Below are 18,159 nucleotides of genomic sequence, written 5' to 3' on the forward strand. Positions count from 1 at the left end.
GAGTCACTTACTCTTGGTGAGTACCCACTTTGAAGTAAGGTACTGGTGTGGCCATAACCGAAGAGGATGAGACGCCGCTGCCGGAGACGCCCGACGTCAACCGAGCGACCTGCCCGTCGCGCGGGGTGCTCGAGCACGTGACGAGCCGCTGGGGACTGCTGGTGCTCGCCTCACTGCTCGACCGGTCGTTCCGGTTCAGTGAGCTGCGCCGCGAGATCGGTGGCGTGAGCGAGAAGATGCTGGCCCAGACCCTGCAGGCGCTCGAACGCGACGGCTTCGTGCACCGCGACGCGAAGCCGGTGATCCCGCCGCGCGTCGACTACTCGTTGACGGCGCTGGGCCGCGAGGCGGCCGAACAGGTCTGGGCCCTGGCGCACTGGGTCGAGCGCAAGCTGCCGGACGTCGTCGAGGCACGCGGTAGCTACGACGAGGCGCACCGGGCCTGATCGCGGCTCAGCTGGTCGGCGTGGTGCTCGTCGTGGCGGTGCTGCTCGACGTGGTCGTGCTCGACGAGTCCGTGCCGGTGTTCGACGAATTGGCCGGCGTCGTGGTGGATGTCGTGGGGGTGGGCGTCGTCGGGGTCGTCGGGGGAGTAGGCGTGCTGGAGCCCTGCGGCGGAGTCGACGTGTCCGATGAAGACGTGCTGCTCGACGGCGGCAGGGTGGTGGTCGTGGACGTTTCGCCGGGGCTCGTCGGCGTGGTCGGCGGACTGCCCGCGCTCGAACCGGGAGCCGTCGAGCTCAAGGGCAGCTGTGTCGGTGAGCCCGGCGGGGTGACGATCGGCGCCGCCGGGGGAGCCACATCGCCGAGCGGGCTGCCGGCAGCGGCCGCGACGGCGCCGGGGCCGGGCGGGGCGCCGATGGGCACCTGGCTGTCGGGCAGACTCGACACGCCGCCGCGGTAGGCGGCCGCGTACGCCATCACTGTGTCCACATAGGACTGCGAGTTGTTGTAGCGGCGCACGGCCACGCGCTGCATCTGGTCCGTGGACAGGTCGAGCCCGCCGGAGCACAGGTAGCGGGCCGTGGCGAGCGTTTCGTCGTAGATGTTGTCCGGGTCGGACACGCCGTCGCCGTTGCCGTCGGACGCGTAACCGCGCCACGTGCCCGGGATGAACTGCGTCGCGCCGACCGCGCGGTCCCACAAGGGGTCGCCGTCGTACTTGCCGCCGTCGGTGTCGGGGATCGCGGCGAACGACCCGGAGCCGTCGAGCACCGGGCCGAGGATCGGTTCGAGCGTGTTGCCCTCCGCGTCGACAAAACCACCACGCGCGTGGTTCGACTCGACGCGCCCGATGGCGGCGATCAGCGCCCAGTCGAGGTGGCAGCCGGGCTGTTCGCGGGCCATGATGTCGGCCGCGTTCTTGTAGGCCTTGAGCATGCTGGCGGGAATCCCGAGCGGCCCGGACGGCGTCGCCGACCCGATGCCGGGGACGAAGCCCGGCACGGTGAGCGGCTGCGGCGTGGGTGGCTGCGGCAGGCTGCCGTCCACGGCGAGCGGCGGCAGCACGAGGTTCGGCGGTAGCCACGGCAACGCGACCTGCTGCTTCGCGTCGGCGGCGGGAGTGGGACCGGCGAGCGGTACCGGCAGTCCCGACGCGGCCACCGTCGGCAACACGACGAGCGCGCCTCCCGCGAGGGCGGCCACTGTGCTGCGCCGGACCGACCGCGGGCGTGGCCGGTGCTTCCCCATCGTGAGTCCCCGTTCCCCTCGGCCTGCTTCGTTCGTCAAGCTAGCTGATGCGGCCGCTTTTTTGTGAGGGGGTGAGTGAAATCTGTCCGAGACAGAGAAGTTTCGTCCATCCGGCATAAATCTTTGGTTGGTCCACTGTCCACTTTCACCGAGGTTTGACGCGGTCAGAGCCGTTTTCCCGGTGCTGGGCCGAATGGAGTAGCCGTGAAAAACAGCGGGCCAGCGGATCTTCACGATAGGCACCGAAAGCGGGGATCGGTTCGTACCCTTCCCGCTGGTAGAACCGGATCGCCTCCGGTTGGCGCGCCCCGGTTTCCAGTAGCAGCCTGGTGATGCCGTGCGCCGAAGCGTGGTCTTCGAGCGCGCGCAGCAACGCCGTGGAAACTCCCGTGCCGCGGGAGGTCGGGACCACGTACATGCGCTTGATCTCCGCTTCGCCCGGCCCGAGAAAACGCAGGCCGCCGCATCCGAGGGCGGCGCCGGCGCGGCGGGCGACGAGGAAAACGGACATCGAGCCGGCAGTCGGTGGTTCGCCCGCTTCGTGATCATTCGTCCCGTAACGGGCGTCCAGTTCGGCTCGCTGGGCCGCGCGCAACGCGACGGCCTCGGGTGCGTCCCAGTCTTCCTGCGCGATCTCGATCACCGGGACCCACCTTTCGGAACAGATGTTACGGTAACAGATGTTACGGAACGGAGGCCGCGATGCCAAGACCGCGCGACGTCGACGCCCAGCGCGCGCTGCTGTCGGGGGCCGTGTGGCAGGTCCTGGCGGCCGACGGCCTGCCCGCGCTCACGGTGCGGGCCGTCGCCGAGCGGGCGGGCTGCACGACCGGGCTGGTGATGCACGCGTTCCCGACGAAGCGGGCATTGCTGCTGCACGCGCGCGACCTGCTGCACGAGCGCACGGCCGAGCGCGCCGACGCCGCCGAGTCCACCGGCGGCCCGCCCGCGGCCGTCCTGCGGGACGTGCTCTGCCACGCCGCCACCCTCACCCCCGAGGCGGCCGACGAAGCGCGCGTCTGGGTGGGGTTCCTGGCCGCCGCGCTGGCGGATCCGGAGCTGGCCGCTCGGCACCGCGCGCACAACCGATCCTTCGTCGCCCGCCTCACGCGGCTCGTCGGCGCCTGCCGGCCCCGCTGGTCCCACGCCCGCCGCGAACGCACCGCGAAACGCCTCGTCGCGCTCGTCGAAGGCCTCAATGCACTGACCGCCGCCGATCCGGACACCTACCCCCCGGCCGCGCACCGCGAGGCCGTCAACGCGGCGGTGCGGGAACTCGAAGGCTGACCCCTCGCGCGGCCGGGCCGAAGGCGCGCGCGGGTTGGCGGACTCACCGCCGTCGCGCTCGGCGAGTCCCCGGTGTGCGCCTTGTCGCTGAGGTGCGAACGCGCCCGGAGTCGCGCCTGAGCGTGAGTTCCGCGTTGCCGGTGGAGTTTGTTCCCTCAGGCCGCCGGGCCGAACCGCCGGCGGTACGCCGACGGGCTCAGGCCCGTGTGTTTGCGCAGTTGGGCCCGGAGGTTGGCGGCCGTGCCGAAGCCGCTGTCGGTGGCGACGCGGTCGAGGCGCAGCTCGCCGCGTTCGAGGAGGCGGCACGCGAGCGTGATGCGTTCCGTGGTTAGCCAGGCCAGCGGCGTCGTGCCGAGTTCGGTGCGGAAGCGGCGGTGCAGGGTGGCCGCGCTGGTCGCCGCGCGGGCCGCCAGGTCGGCGACGGTCAGCGGGCGGCCCAGGTTGGCGCGGGCCCACTCCAGCACGGGCGCCAGCGACGCGTCGGCCACGACCGGTACCGGGCGTTCCACGAACTGCTGCTGCCCGCCGTCGCGGTGGCCGGGGAACACCAGGCGGCGGCTGACGGCGTTGGCGATCTCCGCGCCGTGGTCGCGGGCGATCACGTAGAGGCCCAGGTCGAGCGCCGCCGCGCTGCCGGCGGCGGTGAGGACGGCGCCCGCGTCGACGAACAGGACGTCGGGTTCCAGCCGCACGTCCGGGTAGCGGGCGGTGAACTCCGCCGCCCAGCGCCAGTGGGTCGTCGCGCGGCGACCGGCCAGCACGCCCGCCTCGGCGAGCGTGAACGCGCCCGTGCAGAAGCTCATCAACCGCGCCCCGCGCGCTTCGGCGCGGCGGATCGCGGCGAGCACCGCCGGGTCCGCCGGCACGTCCGGGTCCGGCCGGTTCGGCACGATCACGGTGTCCGCCGCGTCGACCGCCTCGAGTCCCGCGACGCCGGACAGCGTGAACATCCCCCGGTGCATGCCGACGCGCTCGTGCGGCGCGGCCAGCGAGAACTCGTACCACGGCCGCCCCAGCTCGGGTCGGCGCAGGCCGAACAGCTCGGTGGCCACGCCCATCTCGAACGGGTTCGAACCACCGTCCACGACCATCACCACGCGATGCGAGGATCCTTGCGACATGTGCTATTCCTAGCACTCCCACGCCGCCGGAGAACAGACGACGATCGACGGCATGACAAACCCCATCGCCCTGGACTCCGTGCTCGCCGGCTTCGACGCCGTGTGGAGCCCGCGCATCGTCGCGAACGTCAACGACTACGACATCCGGCTCGCCCGCTTCGGCGGCGAACACGTCTGGCACGTCCACGAGGACACCGACGAGTTCTTCCTCGTCCTCGACGGCGAGATCGAGATCGGCCTGCGCGAGCCCGCCGGCGAGCGCGTGGTCACCGTCGCGCGCGGTTCGGTGTTCGTGGTGCCGCGCGGGACGTTCCACAAGCCGTCGTCGAAGGGCGGCGCGGTCGTGCTGCTGGTCGAACCCTCCGGCACGCTCTCGGTCGGCGACGAGCACGACGAGGTTCCGGACCACGTGGACGTGACCGTCGGCCACCGCGTCGAAACCGCCTGATCAGCGCCGCCAACTGCTGAGTTTCAGTCTGAGACGGCGTACGCTGCGCAGCATGAAACGGACTTCGTTCGCGCAGTGGCCGTGCTCGATCGCGCGGACCATGGACCTGCTCGGGGACTGGTGGACGCCACTCGTGCTGCGCGACGCGTTCTACGGCGAAACGCGCTTCGACGAGTTCCAGCGGGCGCTCGGCATCGCGCGCAACACCCTCGCCGACCGGCTGCGGCGGCTGGTCGACGAGGGGCTGCTGGAGAAGGTCGCGTACCAGACCGAGCCGGTCCGCTACGACTACGTGCTCACCGAGAAGGGCAAGGACTTCTGGAGCGTGCTCGCCGCCATGACGGCGTGGGGGGACCGGTGGCTCTCCACCGAAGCCGGGCCGCCCATCACGACGCACCACGAGGCGTGCGGCCACGACACCCACGCCGAGGTCGTCTGCGCGCACTGCGGCGAACCCCTCACCGCCGAAGACACCCGGATGCGCCGCGGCCCCGGCTTCCCCGAGCGCATCGCGCACCGCCCGGACGTCGAGGCGCGGTTCGCCAAGCAGGAGGCGTCGCGCTGACGGGCTGCTCGCGTTGCCAGGCTGCTCGCGTTGCCAGGCTGCTCGCGTTGACAGGCTGCTCGCGTTGACAATGAGGGTCTAGTTACGAAACTATCGTGGTCAGAGGCACCTTGACGGTCAACACTGAGGAGGCGCACGACGATGGAGTGGACCGGCGCGCGATACGCGGACAAGCCCACGGCCGAGGCGACCACGTGGATCGACAGCGACCCCGAAGCGGTCTGGCCGTTCGTGGCCGACGTGCGGCTCATGCCCGAGCTGAGCGACGAGCTGCAGCGCGTCGAGTGGGCCGGTGACGCGTCCGGCCCGCGGGTCGGCGGCAGCTTCGTCGGCTACAGCAAGCACGAGGCGCTCGGTGAGTGGTCGACGACGTCGTTCATCGTCGAATGCGAGGAACCGCGCGTGTTCGCGTGGGCGGTGGCCGATCCGGAGACGCCGACGGCGACGTGGCGCTTCACGCTCGCGCCCGAGAACGGCGGCACGCGGCTCACGCAGTGGATGCAGTTGGGCCCGGCGCGCTCGGGGCTGTCGCTGGCGATCGACCGCATGCCGGACAAGGAGCAGAAGATCGTCTTCGTGCGCATGCGCGAGTTCGAGAACGCGATGACCGCGACCGTCGCGGCGATCAAGGACCGGGTCGAGGCGGTGCGGTGATGCGCACGGCGACCACGGTCGAGGGCTCCGCCGGCTGGCCGCAGACGCTGGAGTTCGTGCTGGAGGCCGAAAAGCTCGGCCTCGACGTGTGCTGGGTCGCCGAAGCGTGGGGGTCCGACGCGCCGACGGTGCTCGGGTTCCTCGCCGGGCGCACCACGCGGCTGCAGCTCGGCTCCGGGATCATGCAGGTCGGCGTCCGCACACCCGTCGCGGTCGCGCAGGCGGCGCTCACGCTCGCCGACCTGTCCGGCGGCCGGTTCTCGCTCGGCCTCGGCCCGTCCGGTCCGCAGGTGATCGAGGGACTGCACGGCGTGCCGTTCGCGAAGCCCCTGACGCGGCTGCGCGAGACGGTGCAGATCGTGCGCAGCGCGTTCGCCGGTGAGAAGATCTCGTTTTCCGGCAAGGCTTTCGACATCCCGCTGCCCGGCGAAGCGCGCCCGATGCGGTTGTCGGCCACACCGAACGAGGACATCCCGATCTACCTGGCGACGCTCTCGCCGAAGATGCTCGAGCTCACGGGCGAACTCGCCGACGGCTGGCTCGGCACCAGCTTCGTGCCCGAGGGCGCCGGCGCGTACTTCAGCCACCTCGACGCGGGCCTCGCGAAGTCCGGCCGGGAGCGCAAGGACCTCGACGTGTGCCAGGGTGCGGAGGTCGCGTTCGCCGCCGACGAGGACGAACTGCGCACCATGGTGGGCAGCCGTAAGAAGGAGCTCGCCTTTTCCCTGGGTGGTATGGGTTCCGCCTCCACCAACTTCTACAACGACGCCTACAGCCGCCAGGGGTGGGCCGAGGTCGCCGCCGAAATCCGCGACCGCTGGCAGTCCGGCGACCGCGACGGCGCCGCCGCGCTCGTCACCGACGAGATGGTCCTCGGCACCACGCTGATCGGCACCGAGGAGATGGTCCGCGAGCGCCTGCGAGTCTGGCGCGACGCCGGTGTCGACACCGTCCGCCTCTACCCGGCTGGCGACACCCTCGACGCCCTCGTCACCACACTCGGCCGGGCCCTCGACCTCGTCCGGGAGGTGGGCTGATGGCCGAGTGGCACACCACGGCGTGCAGCCTCTGCTACCTCAATTGCGGGCTGGAGGTGCAGCTCGACGGCCGCCGCATCACCCGTGTCCGCGGCGACAAGGCCCACCCGCGCTCGGGCGGCTACCTGTGCCAGAAGGCGCAACGGCTGACCTGGTACGGCGACCACGCCGATCGGCTGACCACGCCGTTGCGCCGCCGTGCGGACGGCACGCACGAGCCCGTTACCTGGGAGACGGCGCTGGCAGAGATCGCCGCGAAGCTGCGCGAGGTGCGCGACGCCGACACCGCGGCCGGACGACCGGGCTCTTTCGGCTACGTCGGCGGCGGCGGGCAGGGCAACCACTCCGGCGGCGCGTACGGCACGTCGCTCATGAAGTGGATGAACGCCGACCGCCACTTCAACGCGCTGTCGCAGGAGAAGACCGGCGACTTCTGGGTCAACGGGGCCCTGTTCGGATCCACGGCCGTGCACACCGCCGAGGACGTGGAGCACTGCGACCTCCTCGTGGTCCTCGGGTGCAACCCGTGGCAGGCCCACGGGTTCAGCAACGCGCGCCACGCGCTCAACACGATCAAGAACGACCCCGGCCGCCGGATGATCGTGATCGACCCGCGGCGCACGGAGACCGCGGAGATCGCCGACCTGCACCTGCCGCTGCGGCCGGGCACCGACGCGTTCCTGCTCGGCGCCATCCTCGCGCTGATCGTCGAGCGCGGCGGGGTGGACACCGGGTTCCTGGCCGCGCGCACCGAAGGTTTCGCCGAGGTCGCCGCGGCGCTCGCGAAGGTCCCGGTCGACGCGTGGCTCGCGCACGCGGAGGTGGCGCGTGAAGACGTCGAACGCGCCGTGGGCCTGATCCTCGCGGCGAAGGCGATGACCGTGCGCGTGGAGCTCGGCATCCAGCAGGGGCGCCACTCCACCCTCAACAGCTACCTCGAGAAGCTGCTGTACCTGCTCACCGGGAACTTCGGCCGGACGGGCACGAACAACCTCCACTCGTGGCTGATGCCGCTGTGGGGCGGATCGACCGGGCGGCGTTCGGAGCTCACCGGCTTCGAGTACATCGGCGGTCTGCTGCCGGCCAACACGATGGCCGAGGAGGTGCTGAGCGAGCACGACCACCGCGTGCGCGTGCTGTGGGTCGAGTCGTCGAACCCGGCCAACACGTTCGCCGGCACGCACGACGTCGAGCGCGCGATCCGCGCGGCCGAGCTGGCGGTGGTGGTCGACATCGCGTACACGGAGACGGCGGCGCTGGCCGACTACGTGCTGCCCGCCGCGTCGCAGCACGAGAAGTGGGAGTTCACGCTTTTCACCTTCGAGTGGCCGACGAACTACTTCCAGCTCCGGCGCCCGTTGTTCGACCCGTTGCCCGGCACGCTCGTCGAAGCGGAGATCTACACACGACTGTTCGCGGAGCTCGGCGTGCTCCCGTCCGACGAGGCGCTGGCCACCGTCGCGCGGGCGCCGCGGGCCGGGCTGCAGGCGCGGCTGAAGGAGCTCGTGGCGCAGCTGCCCGAACGGGCCGCGCTCCTGCCGGTGCTGCTGTACCGGACGCTGGGTCCGACGTTGCCGGACGGTGCCGCGGCCGTCGCCCCGTTGTGGGCCGGCGCGCACCGCGCCGCCGCGACGATGCCTGTCGCCGTCCAGCGGGCGCTCGGCACGACGGCTTCCGGGCCGGCGCTGGGAGAGGAGCTCTTCGACCGGATCCTGACGAGCCCGAGCGGCACGCCGTTCTCCACGCACACCCAGGACGAGATCTGGACCCTCCTGCGCCGCGACCGGATCCGGCTGGCGGTGCCGGCGCTGCTGGACTGGCTTGCCGAGCTCGATCCCGCCGCGGAACGGCCGGACCCGGCGTTCCCGTTGTCGCTCGTCAACGGGCAGCGTCGCGCCCACAACGCCAACCAGATCCTGCGCGATCCGCGCTGGCGGCGGACCGACCCGGACGGCGCGCTGCGCGCCCGGGCGGCTGAACTCGCCGCTATCGGGGCCGAACCCGGCGACTGGGTGGCGGTGGTGACGGCGGCCGGCCGCATCGTCGTCCGCGCCGAAGCCGACGACAACCTGCGCCCGGGTCAGGTCGCGCTGCCGCACGGCTACGGCATGGCGCACCCGGACGGCCAGGGCGACCGCGTCGTGAACGGCCCGCGCATCAACCTGCTCACGTCGTCGGCGGATCGCGATCCGATCGCGGGCACGCCGCACCACAAGGACGTGCCGGCCCGCCTGGAACCGGCGACCGACGCCGAACGGGCCCGCGCGCAGCGCGACAGCGAACGGGTGGCCGCCGTTCGCGTGTAGCCGCCATTCCGCGTAACCACCTGCCGGCGCGGCTCCACCTCGGGGATCATGGGTTGCCCCGAGGGAGGAGCCGCCCGATGCGCAAGGTCGTGTCCACGTTGTTCGTGTCGCTCGACGGTGTCGTTGAAGCGCCGGACCTGTGGTCGCTGTCGTACTGGACGCCGGAGCTGGAGCGGGCCGTCGGCACCGCCGTGGCCGACGCCGACGCGATGCTGCTGGGCCGCGTCACGTACGAGGGCTTCGCGCACGCGTGGCCCGGCCGGACGAACACGGACGACCCCGGCGCGCAGTTCCTGGACAGCGTCCGCAAGTACGTCGCGTCAACCACCCTCGCGACCGCCGGCCGGCACGACACCACGCTGTTGCAGGGCGATCTCCGCGCCGCGATCACGGACCTCAAGAACCAGCCCGGCGGCACGATCATGACCAGCGGCAGCACGACACTCGTCCGCTGGCTGCTCGCCCACGGCCTCGTCGACGAACTCACGCTCGTGCAGTACCCCGTGGTCGTCGGCGGCGGCCGCCGGTTGTTCCCGCTCGAAGGCCCGCCTCTGGACTTCGCCCTGGAACGCTCGACGGCCTTCGCCAACGGCGTGCTGCAGCTGGTCTACCGGCCGGTTAGTTGACCTGCCGCTCCTGGCCTTCCCAGAACGGCTTGCGCAGTTTGAACTTCTGGATCTTCCCGGTCGCCGTGCGGGGCAGCTCGGCGAGGAACTCCACGCGTTTCGGGCACTTGTAGCCGGCGAGGTGCTCTCGGCAGTGCGTGATCAGGTCCTCGGCGGTCACCTCGGTCCCGTCGGTGACCACGAGGGCCGTGACGAGCTCGCCCCACTTCTCGTCCGGGATGCCGATCACGGCGGCCTCGCGCACGGCCGGGTGGGAGTTGAGCGCGTCCTCCACCTCGATGGACGACACGTTCTCGCCGCCGCTGATGATCACGTCCTTCTTGCGGTCGGCGATGGCGAGGTAGCCGTCTTCGAACGAGCCGCCGTCGCCGGTGTGGAACCAGCCACCCTCCTGCACCCGGGCGGTTTCCTCGGGGTTGTTCCAGTAGCCCTCGAGGTTCATGTTCGACTGGACGAGCACCTCGCCGCCGGCGTCGACGGAGACGCGCACGCCCAGCGCCGGTGTGCCCGCGCGGCCCAGGTTCTTCGCCTGCTCGTGCGGGTCGAGATCCGCCCACTCCGACCGGAAGCGGTTGACGGTCAGCAGCGGCGAGGTCTCGGTGAGGCCGTAGATCTGGATGAACTCCCAGCCCAGCTCGGCGCGCACGCGCTCGATCGTGCGGGTCGGTGGCGGCGCGCCGGCCACGACGATCCGCACGCGGTCGCGCCCGGGGATTTCGCCGTCCCACTGCGCGGCGCCGTCGAGCGCTGCGGTGACGACGGCGGGCGCGGCGCACATGATCGTCACGCCGTGCTCCTGCACGCGGCGCAGGATCTCGGTGCCGTCGACCTTGCGCAGCACGATGTGCCGCCCGCCGAGGCCCGTGACCGCGTACGGCATGCCCCAGCCGTTGGCGTGGAACATCGGCAGCGTGTGCAGCAGCACGTCGTTGTCGTTCAGCGTGGTGTGCAGGCCGAAGACGGCTGCGTTGAGCCAGAGGTTGCGGTGCGTCAGCTGCACGCCCTTGGGCCGCGCCGTCGTGCCCGAGGTGTAGTTGAGCGTCGCGGTCGCCGATTCGTCGCCGGCCCACGGCTCGGGAGTGCCGTCGCCGCCCCAGATCTGCTCGTCGTGCTCGCCCAGGACGAACACGTGCTTGGCGGTCACGCTGTCCAGCAAGGGTTTCAGCTCGGGGTCGATCAGCACGACCTCGGCGCCGGAGTGCTCGACGATGTACCGCACTTCCGCGGGCGCGAGCCGGAAGTTCACCGGCACCAGGATCCGGCCCCAGGCCGAAACGCCGAAGAACGACGTGAGCAGCCGCGCGGAGTTGTGCGAGACGATCGCGACGCGGCCGCCGAAGGGCACGCCCAGCGCGTCGAGGTTCGCGGCCTGCGCGCGGGCCCGCCGCGCGAGTTCGCGGTAGGTGACTTCGCCCCAGGGGGCAGCGGGCTGGTCGGGTTCGTCCACCACCGCGATCCGGTCCGGGTACACCGTTTCCGCGCGGTCGAGGAAGTCGCGGACACCGAGGTCGTAGAACACGTGCCGATCCCTTCGCGTCGAACGGGCAGCGCCGCCCGTGCGGGGATGATCCCCCGCTGTCGGGGGCCCGGCCACCCCACAAAGAGGGTGGTCAGCCGAGGAGGCCGGCGGAGCGGGCCCGGTTCACCGCCTGGATCCGGTTGGACACGTCCAGCTTGTGCATCGCGTGCTTGAGGTACGACTTGACCGTGCTGGCCAGCAGGCCGAGCCGGTCGGCGATCTCGTCGTTGGTGCAGCCCTCGCTCACCAGCCGCAGCACGTCGACCTCGCGCGGGGTCAGCGCGATCCCCGGCGCGGCCGCGGTCGAGCTTGCGGGCTTGAGGCGTTCGCACACGGCGAGCAGCCGCGCACGGGCCTCGTCGTCGTGCATCGAGCCGGCGATGGCGAGGAGTTCGGCGTGCAGGTCGGCTTCGTCCGACGGCGCGGGCGGTGGTGCCGCGACCCGGCGCCGGACCTCTTCCTCCACCTCGATATCGCGCTCCAGCCGCGCGACGACGGAGGTCGCCGCGCGCAGCACGCGGTCGCCGAAGGTGATCGAGTCGCGCGTTGCCGCGTACAGCACCGCGCGCGTGGTCGCGCCGACGCGCACGGGCAGCGCGACCATCGCCCGCAGCTGCTCGGGGGCGACGGCGCGGTCGTACTTGTGGGTGATGCCCTGCGCGCTGAGGTAGTCGATGACCGTCGAGGGCCGGCCGAGCGCCACGGCCTTGCCGCCGAGCCCGGCGCCGGTGTCGACGTGCAGGTGCTGCAGCGAGCGCGTGGCCGTGCCGCGCAGCTGGTCGATGACCAGCGTGCGCGAACCCGCCGACACGGGGCCGCCCAGCGCGACCGGCAGCCCCGTCGCGCGCTGGAGCGCCTGCAGCGCGCCGGCGACCAGGGGGCCGGCCGCCAGCGCGAGCCTGCCCGGTGACGTCATGGCACCGTCCGCTTCATCCGACCTGCAAACCTCGTCCGACCTGCGATGAGGGTCAACCGTACGTGATGCGTCGCGTTCGGACTACCGGTGTGGTTCCGTGGTGCGGTGGCCGTACCGGATTTCGACACCGTCGCCGACGACCTGTACGCGGGGGAGCCCGCGGAGTTCGTCGCGTCGCGCACCGCCGCGGCGCGCGAGGCGAAGAAGGCGGGCGACGCCGAACTCGCCCGCCGGATCCAGGCGCTGCGCAAGCCGACGACGGCGGCGTTCTTCGTGAACCGCCTCGCCCGCGACGGCTCCTCGGCGCTGACGGAGCTGGCCGAACTGGGTGACCGGCTGCGGACGGCCCACGCCAACCTCGCCGGCGCCGAGCTGCGGGAGCTCGCGCAGCGGCGGACGGAGCTGGTACGCGGCGTGCTGCACGACGCGCCCGGCCTGAGCGACTCCGTGGCCCGCGAGGTGGAGGAGACGCTCGAGACCATGGTCGCCGACCCGGACGTCGCGCGGCTCGTGCTCGCCGGGCGGCTGACCTCGGTGGCGCACCAGGATGTCGACCAGTGGCTGTCGTGGCCCGCTCCCGCGGCCGGTGCGCCGAAGAAGAAGCCGGCGAAACCCCAGCCGGCGAAGGAGAAGCCGCGCAAAACCGACGAGAAGGCCGCGCGGGAGAAGTCCGAAAAGGACCGCCGGGACCGCGAACGGGAACGCGCGGAACGGGAGGAACACCAGCGCAAGGTCACGGCCGCCACGCGAGACCGGGCGGAGGCGTCGCGCGCGCTCGTGCGGGCCGAGCGCCTCGCCGAACAGGCCGACGCGCGCGTGACCGAGTTGCGCGAACGGCTGGCTGAGGCCGAAGACCGCGCCGCCCGGGCCGCCGAAGAGCTTTCGACAGCGCAGGCGGCGTTCGAGAAGGCCGACGAAGCGGTGAAAGCTCTCGACTAGAACGGGACTTCGGCGGGCGATAACCGTGAGCGCGGTCCGGGCGACTGGACCGCGACGTGGTCGGCCCCGGCGGTGAAATGTTCGTCGAGCCGCGCCCGGAGACCGGGCGGCGCGGATCCGCTCGACCGGATCGGCGTGCGCCCGGTTTTTGTCGGTGCTCTCCAGATACTGGGTGAAGCACACACAGCGATGAGGAGAAACCGGGATGCCGCTCGCGGATGAGATGCTCAGCGATCGTGTCGTCGCCAATCTGCTGACGGCGCTGGCGGCCGCGGCGCCCCGGTGCGGGTTCGACGAGCTCCGCCGCGTGCGGCTCGGCGGTCTCGGCCTGCGGCAACGCACCGACGCGGTGCGCGACGCGCTGCTGGCCGACCTACCCGGCGGCTACCGCGAGCTCGAGGAGGTCGTGCGGACAGCGCTGGGCGACGACTCGTTCACGGGCTGGCTGATCTGGCCCGTCTCGGAGGCCGCGTCCGCTCGGGCGCTGGAAGACGGCAGCCCGGCGGCGTTCGACGCGGCGCTCGACCTTCTGGCCGCCGTGACGCCGCGACTGACCGCCGAGTTCGCCATCCGGCCGCTGCTCGACGCCGACCTCGACCGCGCGCTGCCGCGAGTGCTGGCCTGGACGACGCACCCGTCCGAGCACGTCCGGCGGCTGGCGTCGGAGGGCACGCGCCCGCTGCTGCCCTGGGCGCGCCGGGTGGGCGCGGTGCTGGCGCGGCCGGGGGTCACCCTGCCGATCCTCGACGCGTTGCACCGTGATCCATCGGCGTACGTGCGGCGCTCGGTCGCCAGCCACCTCAACGACCTCAGCCGCGCGCGGCCCGATCTCGTCGTGGAGGCGGCCGGGCGCTGGTCCGCCGCCGCCGACAAGCCGACCGCCCGGCTCGTGCGCCACGGCCTGCGCACGCTGATCAAACAGGGCGACCCGGGTGCGCTGGCGCTGCTGGGCTTCGCGCCGCCGGTGGGGATCACTCTGGCGGACTTCGCGCTGTCGGCCGGCTTGGTGGCTGTCGGCGGCGAACTGGGCTTCTCCGGCGTGCTGCACAACACCGGTGACGCACCCGCCAACCTGGTCGTCGACTACGTCGTCCACCACCGCAAGGCCAACGGCACCACCACACCGAAGGTCTTCAAGCTCACCACCAAAACCCTCGCCCCGGGCGCTGCGCTGCCGCTCGAGCGCACCCATTCGTTCCGCCTCATCACGACCCGCGTCTACCACCCGGGCCCGCACAGCCTGGAGCTGCAGGTGAACGGAACTTCCCTGGGCAAGGCGGATTTCGAGCTGATGCCGTGACTCCGCTGTGGACAGTGCTCAGTGGACGAGGTAGCGGAGCATGAGCGTCCCGTCGTCTTCGAGCACCGACAGCAGCTCCAGCCGCGCGGGGTCGAAGTCTTCGCCGACGGCGGCGCGCGGCGCGTCGCCGGCCACGAGGAACGGGGCGATCGTGAGGCGCAGCTCGTCGACGACTCCGGCGGCGAGGAGCGACGCGAACAGGTGCGGGCCGCCCTCGCAGTCGATGCGGGTGAGGCCACGGCCGGCCAGCGTCGAGACCGCCGCGGGGAGGTCGACGGCGTCCGTGCCCGCCACCAGCACGTCGGCGCCCGCGGCCGTCCACGCGGCGCGCAGGTCCGGGTCGGTGGCGGCCGAGGTGATGACGATGGTCGGCACCAGTGCCTTGGTGATCACCGGGGCGTCCGCGCGCAGGGAGCGGCCCGTGGTGACGACGGCGACCGGCGGGATGGGCGCCAGGCCGTGGCGCCGGCGCCGGTCGGCGGAGCGGGCGTCGGGGCGCATGCCCTCGAACCCCTCGGCCACGGCGGTACCCGCGCCGACGAGCACGACATCGGCGAGGTCGTTGCCGAGCCGGTAGACCACGCGGTCGGCGGGCGTCGACAGCGAAGCCGAGCGGCCCTCGACGGTCACGGCGCCGTCGGCACTCGACACGAAGTTCACCGCGAGCCACCGGCCCGGCGTCCGATATGCGTACATCGCTTCCAGGTCCGTCTCGGCAAGTTCGCGCGTGCCCGGGAAGATCTCGTGCATCAGACGGACCGCACCACGTGTGCGGGCGGGCGGGTGCCGGCGATGCTGGCCACCATCTCCGCCACCTGCCGCGTTTCGAGCACCTGGTGGGCGCGGAACATCGCGGCGCCGTGCAGCGCGGCGACGGCCGTGGCCGCGAGCGTGCCGATCACGCGCTCGCCGACGGGCACGTCGAGCGTCTCGCCGATCACGTCCTTGTTCGACAGCGCCATCAGCACCGGCCAGCCGGTGTCGACGAGCGCCCGCGTGTGCCGCATCAGTTCGAGTGACTGGTAGGAGTTCTTGCCGAAGTCGATGCAGGGGTCGATCATGATCCCCTCGCGCGGCACGCCCGCGGCCACCGCGCGCTCAGCGAGCGCGGTGGTGCCTTCGATCACGGCGGCGACCACGTCGTCGTACTGCGGCTTCACCGCCTCGGTGCGCGGGGTGAGGCCGTTGGTGTGCGAGCAGATGTACCCGGCACCGTGCTGGGCCGCGACGTCCAGGATTTCGGGCTCGTAGGCGGCCCAGTTGTCGTTGACGATGTCGGCGCCGGCGCGGCAGACGGCGTCCGCGACCTCGGCGCGGTAGGTGTCGACGCTGATCACGAGGTCCGGGAACGTCTCGCGCGCCCACGCCACGGTGGGCGTCACGCGCGCGATTTCCTCGGCGGCGGTGACCTCGGGTCCCTTGCCGGCCGGCACACCGCCGATGTCGATGAGGTCCGCGCCCTGGGCGCACGCGCGGCGGATCGCCTCCTTCGCGCGGGTTTCCTCGAACGTCGCACCGTTGTCGTAGAACGAATCAGGGGTGCGGTTCACGATCGCCATCACCAGTGCTCGATCACTGGCGAGGCGGCGGCCTCGGAAGACGAGGTCGGGCGTCTGCATGGCTTCTCCCGTACCGGAACGTCGGTTGCCGCGATCATAGGCGAGCGACCGGCGTGGACACGGTGGCAGGCGGCGGCGGGCGACGGGACGGGGCAGCGGTGCTCGTGTGCGGCGGGCAGGTGGCGGGCGTCGATGCCGAGGGCCACCTGCTCCCGGACCGGCGGCTTCAGGAGGCGAGCGCCTCGTTGATGGCGTGGAATTCTTGGGCGGTGCGGGTGGCGGAGAATTCGATCACAGAGTAGTGCGCGAGGTGCTGGACGACGAGGGGATCACTGGCGAGCACCGCGTCCAGCTTGCCGCGCAGGCAGGGGCGGGTGAGGATGACCTGGTCGTGGTCTTCTCCGCCTTTTCCGGAAACAAGGAACAATCCGCGGGCGAAGTGGCCGCGCAGCCACTCCGCGTGTTCCGCCAGGGCGTAGTCGACTTCGTTTCGAGGCGCTGTGTAAGACAGCAGTGCTATGTACATAGGCTCAGGGTAGAACTCGTTCACCCGGCTCGCATCCTCCTGCCGAGTGGCACCGGACACCGTAAACCGGAGAATGGCAATGAGTTCTTTACAATCGCTTTTTTCGCTTTTTCCATGCAACCGACGTACGTAAATCTGCGTACGTGAGGTGTCGACACCGGCACGACGACGATTCGTTGTCGTGACCCCAAAATCGGGGCATGACTCAGATGGTGACGGCGGCGGTGAGCCGCATCTGGCGAGAGGGCCGTCGTGTGGAGCGCGCGGCGTACGTGGTGGGCACGGTGCTGTTCGCGAGCGGCGTGGTGAACGCGGTGGTACTGCTGGCGTCCGGCGGCACGTGGCTCGGGCCGGTGTCGCTGCGCAAGGCCGTCACGTTCGGGTTGTCGTTCGGTCTCACCCTGGCTTCGGTGGCGTGGGCGACTTCTCACCTTTCGGTGAAACCGCGGCTGAGAGCGATTCTGCTGGGCGCGTTTCTCGTGGCATGTGTCGGAGAAGTCGTGCTCGTGACGACGCAGGCGTGGCGCGGCGTGCCGTCGCACTTCAACTTCGAGACCGGCTTCGACACGGCCGTCTCGATGTCGCTGGCGGCCGGCGGCGGCGTGCTCGTGCTGACCGCGCTCGGCTTCACCGCGGCGGCTTTCCTCTCACCCGGCGCGACGGCGCCGAGCATGCGCCTGGCCGTGCGCTTCGGGTTGCTGGTGCTGATGGTCGCGCTCGCGACCGGCGCGGTCATGATCGCCCGCGGCGTCACCGAGGCTCGCGGCGGCGACGCGCAACTCGCGTACACGACGGCGGGCTCGCTGAAACCGCTGCACGCCGTCGCGATGCACGCGATCCTCGTGCTGCCCGGGCTCGCGTGGCTGCTGCGCTTCACCGATGTCCCGGAACGGTCGCGGCTGGCGATCGTCCGGGTGGCCGTCGCCGCGGACGCGGTGCTGACGGCCGTGATCGGAATCGAGGCGTTCGCGGGAATTCCGCCGTTCGGCGCGCCGCCGGGGTACCTCGCGCTCTCGGCCGCCGCGTTCGCCGTTCTCGCCGGCACGGGTGTGTTTTCGTTGACGCGAATGAAAAATCGGGCCGGCTATTTCAGTGCCAGCAATCCCTGAACCGCGTCGACGAGTGTCCGCCGCCGCGCCGCCCGCGCGGCGGGCACGTGCGGCCCCAGTTCCGGGTTCGTGCTGTGCCACGCTGCGGACAGCGCCTGGACCAACACGAGCAGCTGCACCGGCGAAAAGTGGCCCGAGATCTCCCCGGCGCGTTGCGCGCGCCCGATTTCGCGCAGTCGCACGTCGTTGACCTCGGTGATCGCCGCCAGGTGCTCGGAGCCCGACCGTTCGAGCCGGTGCCACGTCGACAGCCGCAGGTTCTCCGGGTGCTCCTCGAAGTAGTCGAACGCGCGCCCCAGGTAACCGGCGAGGTCGCTCGCGTCGAACGGCACCGCCTCGAAGAACGCGTTCGTCTGCTCGTCGAACACGGCGTCGAACAGGCCGTCCTTGCTGTCGAAGTAGGAGTAGATCATCGCCTTGTTGCACCCAGCCGCCGCGGCGATCCGGTCCACCCGCGCCCCGGCGATCCCGTAAGCGGCGAACTCGGCGGTCGCGGCTTCGAGGAGCCGCCGCTTGGTCTGTTCTGCGTCGCGAGCCATTCCGGCAGTTTACCAA

Annotated in this window: 20 protein-coding genes; 11 read left to right on the top strand and 9 right to left on the bottom strand. The window is 71.5% G+C overall.

All coding sequences use genetic code 11. The annotated features are described in order from the left end of the window. The first annotated feature begins 53 nt into the window (after window positions 1–53). A complete protein-coding gene (locus tag I6J71_RS06345) occupies window positions 54–446 on the top strand; it encodes a helix-turn-helix domain-containing protein (RefSeq protein WP_204096906.1) in 393 nt (130 codons plus the stop codon). Between the two features lie 7 nt (window positions 447–453). Here the strand turns inward: I6J71_RS06345 and I6J71_RS06350 are convergent, their stop codons facing one another. Further along, a complete protein-coding gene (locus I6J71_RS06350; RefSeq protein ID WP_204093863.1) occupies window positions 454–1,692 on the bottom strand; it encodes a lytic transglycosylase domain-containing protein in 1,239 nt (412 codons plus the stop codon). Between the two features lie 145 nt (window positions 1,693–1,837). Next, a complete protein-coding gene (locus tag I6J71_RS06355; protein WP_204093864.1) occupies window positions 1,838–2,335 on the bottom strand; it encodes a GNAT family N-acetyltransferase in 498 nt (165 codons plus the stop codon). Window positions 2,336–2,394: 59 nt separating this feature from the next. Between I6J71_RS06355 and I6J71_RS06360 the strand changes: the two genes are divergently transcribed. Then, on the top strand, window positions 2,395–2,979 hold the full coding sequence (locus I6J71_RS06360; RefSeq protein WP_204093865.1) for a TetR/AcrR family transcriptional regulator: 585 nt from the start codon (window positions 2,395–2,397) through the stop codon (window positions 2,977–2,979). Window positions 2,980–3,134: 155 nt separating this feature from the next. Here the strand turns inward: I6J71_RS06360 and I6J71_RS06365 are convergent, their stop codons facing one another. Beyond that, window positions 3,135–4,100 (bottom strand): helix-turn-helix domain-containing protein, encoded by a 966-nt coding sequence (locus I6J71_RS06365; protein ID WP_204093866.1) that lies wholly within the window; start codon window positions 4,098–4,100, stop codon window positions 3,135–3,137. A gap of 52 nt (window positions 4,101–4,152) precedes the next feature. Here I6J71_RS06365 and I6J71_RS06370 point away from each other — a divergent pair, with 52 nt between their 5' ends. The 6 genes from I6J71_RS06370 to I6J71_RS06395 all read left to right on the top strand — a co-directional run bounded on the left by I6J71_RS06370 (window position 4,153) and on the right by I6J71_RS06395 (window position 9,736). Then, a complete protein-coding gene (locus tag I6J71_RS06370; protein WP_204093867.1) occupies window positions 4,153–4,548 on the top strand; it encodes a cupin domain-containing protein in 396 nt (131 codons plus the stop codon). Between the two features lie 52 nt (window positions 4,549–4,600). Further along, window positions 4,601–5,113: a helix-turn-helix domain-containing protein gene (locus I6J71_RS06375; RefSeq protein ID WP_204093868.1), complete on the top strand. Its 513-nt coding sequence runs from the start codon at window positions 4,601–4,603 to the stop codon at window positions 5,111–5,113. A 141-nt stretch (window positions 5,114–5,254) separates the two neighbouring features. Beyond that, the gene (locus tag I6J71_RS06380) at window positions 5,255–5,767 is read left to right on the top strand and encodes an SRPBCC family protein (protein ID WP_204093869.1); all 513 of its coding nucleotides are present in this window, start codon (window positions 5,255–5,257) and stop codon (window positions 5,765–5,767) included. After that, window positions 5,767–6,804: an LLM class flavin-dependent oxidoreductase gene (locus I6J71_RS06385; RefSeq protein WP_204093870.1), complete on the top strand. Its 1,038-nt coding sequence runs from the start codon at window positions 5,767–5,769 to the stop codon at window positions 6,802–6,804. The genes I6J71_RS06380 and I6J71_RS06385 overlap by 1 nt, the downstream gene beginning before the upstream one ends. Continuing rightward, window positions 6,804–9,110: a molybdopterin-dependent oxidoreductase gene (locus tag I6J71_RS06390; RefSeq protein WP_204093871.1), complete on the top strand. Its 2,307-nt coding sequence runs from the start codon at window positions 6,804–6,806 to the stop codon at window positions 9,108–9,110. The genes I6J71_RS06385 and I6J71_RS06390 overlap by 1 nt, the downstream gene beginning before the upstream one ends. Window positions 9,111–9,187: 77 nt before the next feature. After that, window positions 9,188–9,736 carry a dihydrofolate reductase family protein gene (locus I6J71_RS06395; protein ID WP_204093872.1) on the top strand — a complete coding sequence of 183 codons (549 nt, stop codon included), beginning with the start codon at window positions 9,188–9,190 and terminating at the stop codon, window positions 9,734–9,736. Here I6J71_RS06395 and I6J71_RS06400 read toward each other — a convergent pair. Together I6J71_RS06400 and I6J71_RS06405 are read right to left on the bottom strand one after the other, a co-directional pair. After that, the gene (locus I6J71_RS06400) at window positions 9,729–11,255 is read right to left on the bottom strand and encodes an AMP-binding protein (RefSeq protein WP_204093873.1); all 1,527 of its coding nucleotides are present in this window, start codon (window positions 11,253–11,255) and stop codon (window positions 9,729–9,731) included. The genes I6J71_RS06395 and I6J71_RS06400 overlap by 8 nt on opposite strands. Before the next feature lie 91 nt (window positions 11,256–11,346). After that, on the bottom strand, window positions 11,347–12,171 hold the full coding sequence (locus I6J71_RS06405) for a response regulator transcription factor (protein WP_204093874.1): 825 nt from the start codon (window positions 12,169–12,171) through the stop codon (window positions 11,347–11,349). A gap of 105 nt (window positions 12,172–12,276) precedes the next feature. Between I6J71_RS06405 and I6J71_RS06410 the strand changes: the two genes are divergently transcribed. Then, window positions 12,277–13,110 carry a hypothetical protein gene (locus tag I6J71_RS06410; RefSeq protein WP_204093875.1) on the top strand — a complete coding sequence of 278 codons (834 nt, stop codon included), beginning with the start codon at window positions 12,277–12,279 and terminating at the stop codon, window positions 13,108–13,110. A gap of 205 nt (window positions 13,111–13,315) precedes the next feature. After that, window positions 13,316–14,410 (top strand): DNA alkylation repair protein, encoded by a 1,095-nt coding sequence (locus I6J71_RS06415; protein WP_204093876.1) that lies wholly within the window; start codon window positions 13,316–13,318, stop codon window positions 14,408–14,410. An 18-nt stretch (window positions 14,411–14,428) separates the two neighbouring features. Here the strand turns inward: I6J71_RS06415 and I6J71_RS06420 are convergent, their stop codons facing one another. The 3 genes from I6J71_RS06420 to I6J71_RS06430 all read right to left on the bottom strand — a co-directional run bounded on the left by I6J71_RS06420 (window position 14,429) and on the right by I6J71_RS06430 (window position 16,495). Beyond that, window positions 14,429–15,160 (bottom strand): pyrimidine reductase family protein, encoded by a 732-nt coding sequence (locus I6J71_RS06420; RefSeq protein WP_204093877.1) that lies wholly within the window; start codon window positions 15,158–15,160, stop codon window positions 14,429–14,431. Further along, a complete protein-coding gene (gene folP / locus I6J71_RS06425) occupies window positions 15,160–16,029 on the bottom strand; it encodes a dihydropteroate synthase (RefSeq protein ID WP_204093878.1) in 870 nt (289 codons plus the stop codon). The genes I6J71_RS06420 and folP overlap by 1 nt, the downstream gene beginning before the upstream one ends. A 166-nt stretch (window positions 16,030–16,195) precedes the next feature. Next, window positions 16,196–16,495 carry a YciI family protein gene (locus I6J71_RS06430; RefSeq protein WP_204096907.1) on the bottom strand — a complete coding sequence of 100 codons (300 nt, stop codon included), beginning with the start codon at window positions 16,493–16,495 and terminating at the stop codon, window positions 16,196–16,198. Window positions 16,496–16,695: 200 nt separating this feature from the next. Here I6J71_RS06430 and I6J71_RS06435 point away from each other — a divergent pair, with 200 nt between their 5' ends. Then, window positions 16,696–17,604 carry a hypothetical protein gene (locus I6J71_RS06435; protein ID WP_239154470.1) on the top strand — a complete coding sequence of 303 codons (909 nt, stop codon included), beginning with the start codon at window positions 16,696–16,698 and terminating at the stop codon, window positions 17,602–17,604. Here the strand turns inward: I6J71_RS06435 and I6J71_RS06440 are convergent. Next, window positions 17,580–18,143: a TetR family transcriptional regulator gene (locus I6J71_RS06440; RefSeq protein ID WP_204093879.1), complete on the bottom strand. Its 564-nt coding sequence runs from the start codon at window positions 18,141–18,143 to the stop codon at window positions 17,580–17,582. The two genes, I6J71_RS06435 and I6J71_RS06440, sit on opposite strands and share 25 nt — an antisense overlap. Window positions 18,144–18,159: the final 16 nt, after the last annotated feature.

Source organism: Amycolatopsis sp. FDAARGOS 1241 (genome assembly GCF_016889705.1).
Lineage (GTDB): Bacteria > Actinomycetota > Actinomycetes > Mycobacteriales > Pseudonocardiaceae > Amycolatopsis.

Bases quoted from the DNA above. Each gene is read 5' to 3' on its own strand.
- I6J71_RS06370 (WP_204093867.1), top strand. From the start codon at position 4,153: ATGACAAACCCCATCGCCCTGGACTCCGTGCTCGCCGGCTTCGACGCC.
- I6J71_RS06435 (WP_239154470.1), top strand. From the start codon at position 16,696: ATGACTCAGATGGTGACGGCGGCGGTGAGCCGCATCTGGCGAGAGGGC.
- I6J71_RS06390 (WP_204093871.1), top strand. From the start codon at position 6,804: ATGGCCGAGTGGCACACCACGGCGTGCAGCCTCTGCTACCTCAATTGC.
- I6J71_RS06375 (WP_204093868.1), top strand. From the start codon at position 4,601: ATGAAACGGACTTCGTTCGCGCAGTGGCCGTGCTCGATCGCGCGGACC.
- I6J71_RS06350 (WP_204093863.1), bottom strand. From the start codon at position 1,692: ATGGGGAAGCACCGGCCACGCCCGCGGTCGGTCCGGCGCAGCACAGTG.
- I6J71_RS06415 (WP_204093876.1), top strand. From the start codon at position 13,316: ATGCCGCTCGCGGATGAGATGCTCAGCGATCGTGTCGTCGCCAATCTG.
- I6J71_RS06405 (WP_204093874.1), bottom strand. From the start codon at position 12,171: ATGACGTCACCGGGCAGGCTCGCGCTGGCGGCCGGCCCCCTGGTCGCC.
- I6J71_RS06365 (WP_204093866.1), bottom strand. From the start codon at position 4,100: ATGTCGCAAGGATCCTCGCATCGCGTGGTGATGGTCGTGGACGGTGGT.
- I6J71_RS06380 (WP_204093869.1), top strand. From the start codon at position 5,255: ATGGAGTGGACCGGCGCGCGATACGCGGACAAGCCCACGGCCGAGGCG.
- I6J71_RS06430 (WP_204096907.1), bottom strand. From the start codon at position 16,495: ATGTACATAGCACTGCTGTCTTACACAGCGCCTCGAAACGAAGTCGAC.
- I6J71_RS06440 (WP_204093879.1), bottom strand. From the start codon at position 18,143: ATGGCTCGCGACGCAGAACAGACCAAGCGGCGGCTCCTCGAAGCCGCG.
- I6J71_RS06395 (WP_204093872.1), top strand. From the start codon at position 9,188: ATGCGCAAGGTCGTGTCCACGTTGTTCGTGTCGCTCGACGGTGTCGTT.
- I6J71_RS06360 (WP_204093865.1), top strand. From the start codon at position 2,395: ATGCCAAGACCGCGCGACGTCGACGCCCAGCGCGCGCTGCTGTCGGGG.
- folP (WP_204093878.1), bottom strand. From the start codon at position 16,029: ATGCAGACGCCCGACCTCGTCTTCCGAGGCCGCCGCCTCGCCAGTGAT.
- I6J71_RS06420 (WP_204093877.1), bottom strand. From the start codon at position 15,160: ATGCACGAGATCTTCCCGGGCACGCGCGAACTTGCCGAGACGGACCTG.
- I6J71_RS06385 (WP_204093870.1), top strand. From the start codon at position 5,767: ATGCGCACGGCGACCACGGTCGAGGGCTCCGCCGGCTGGCCGCAGACG.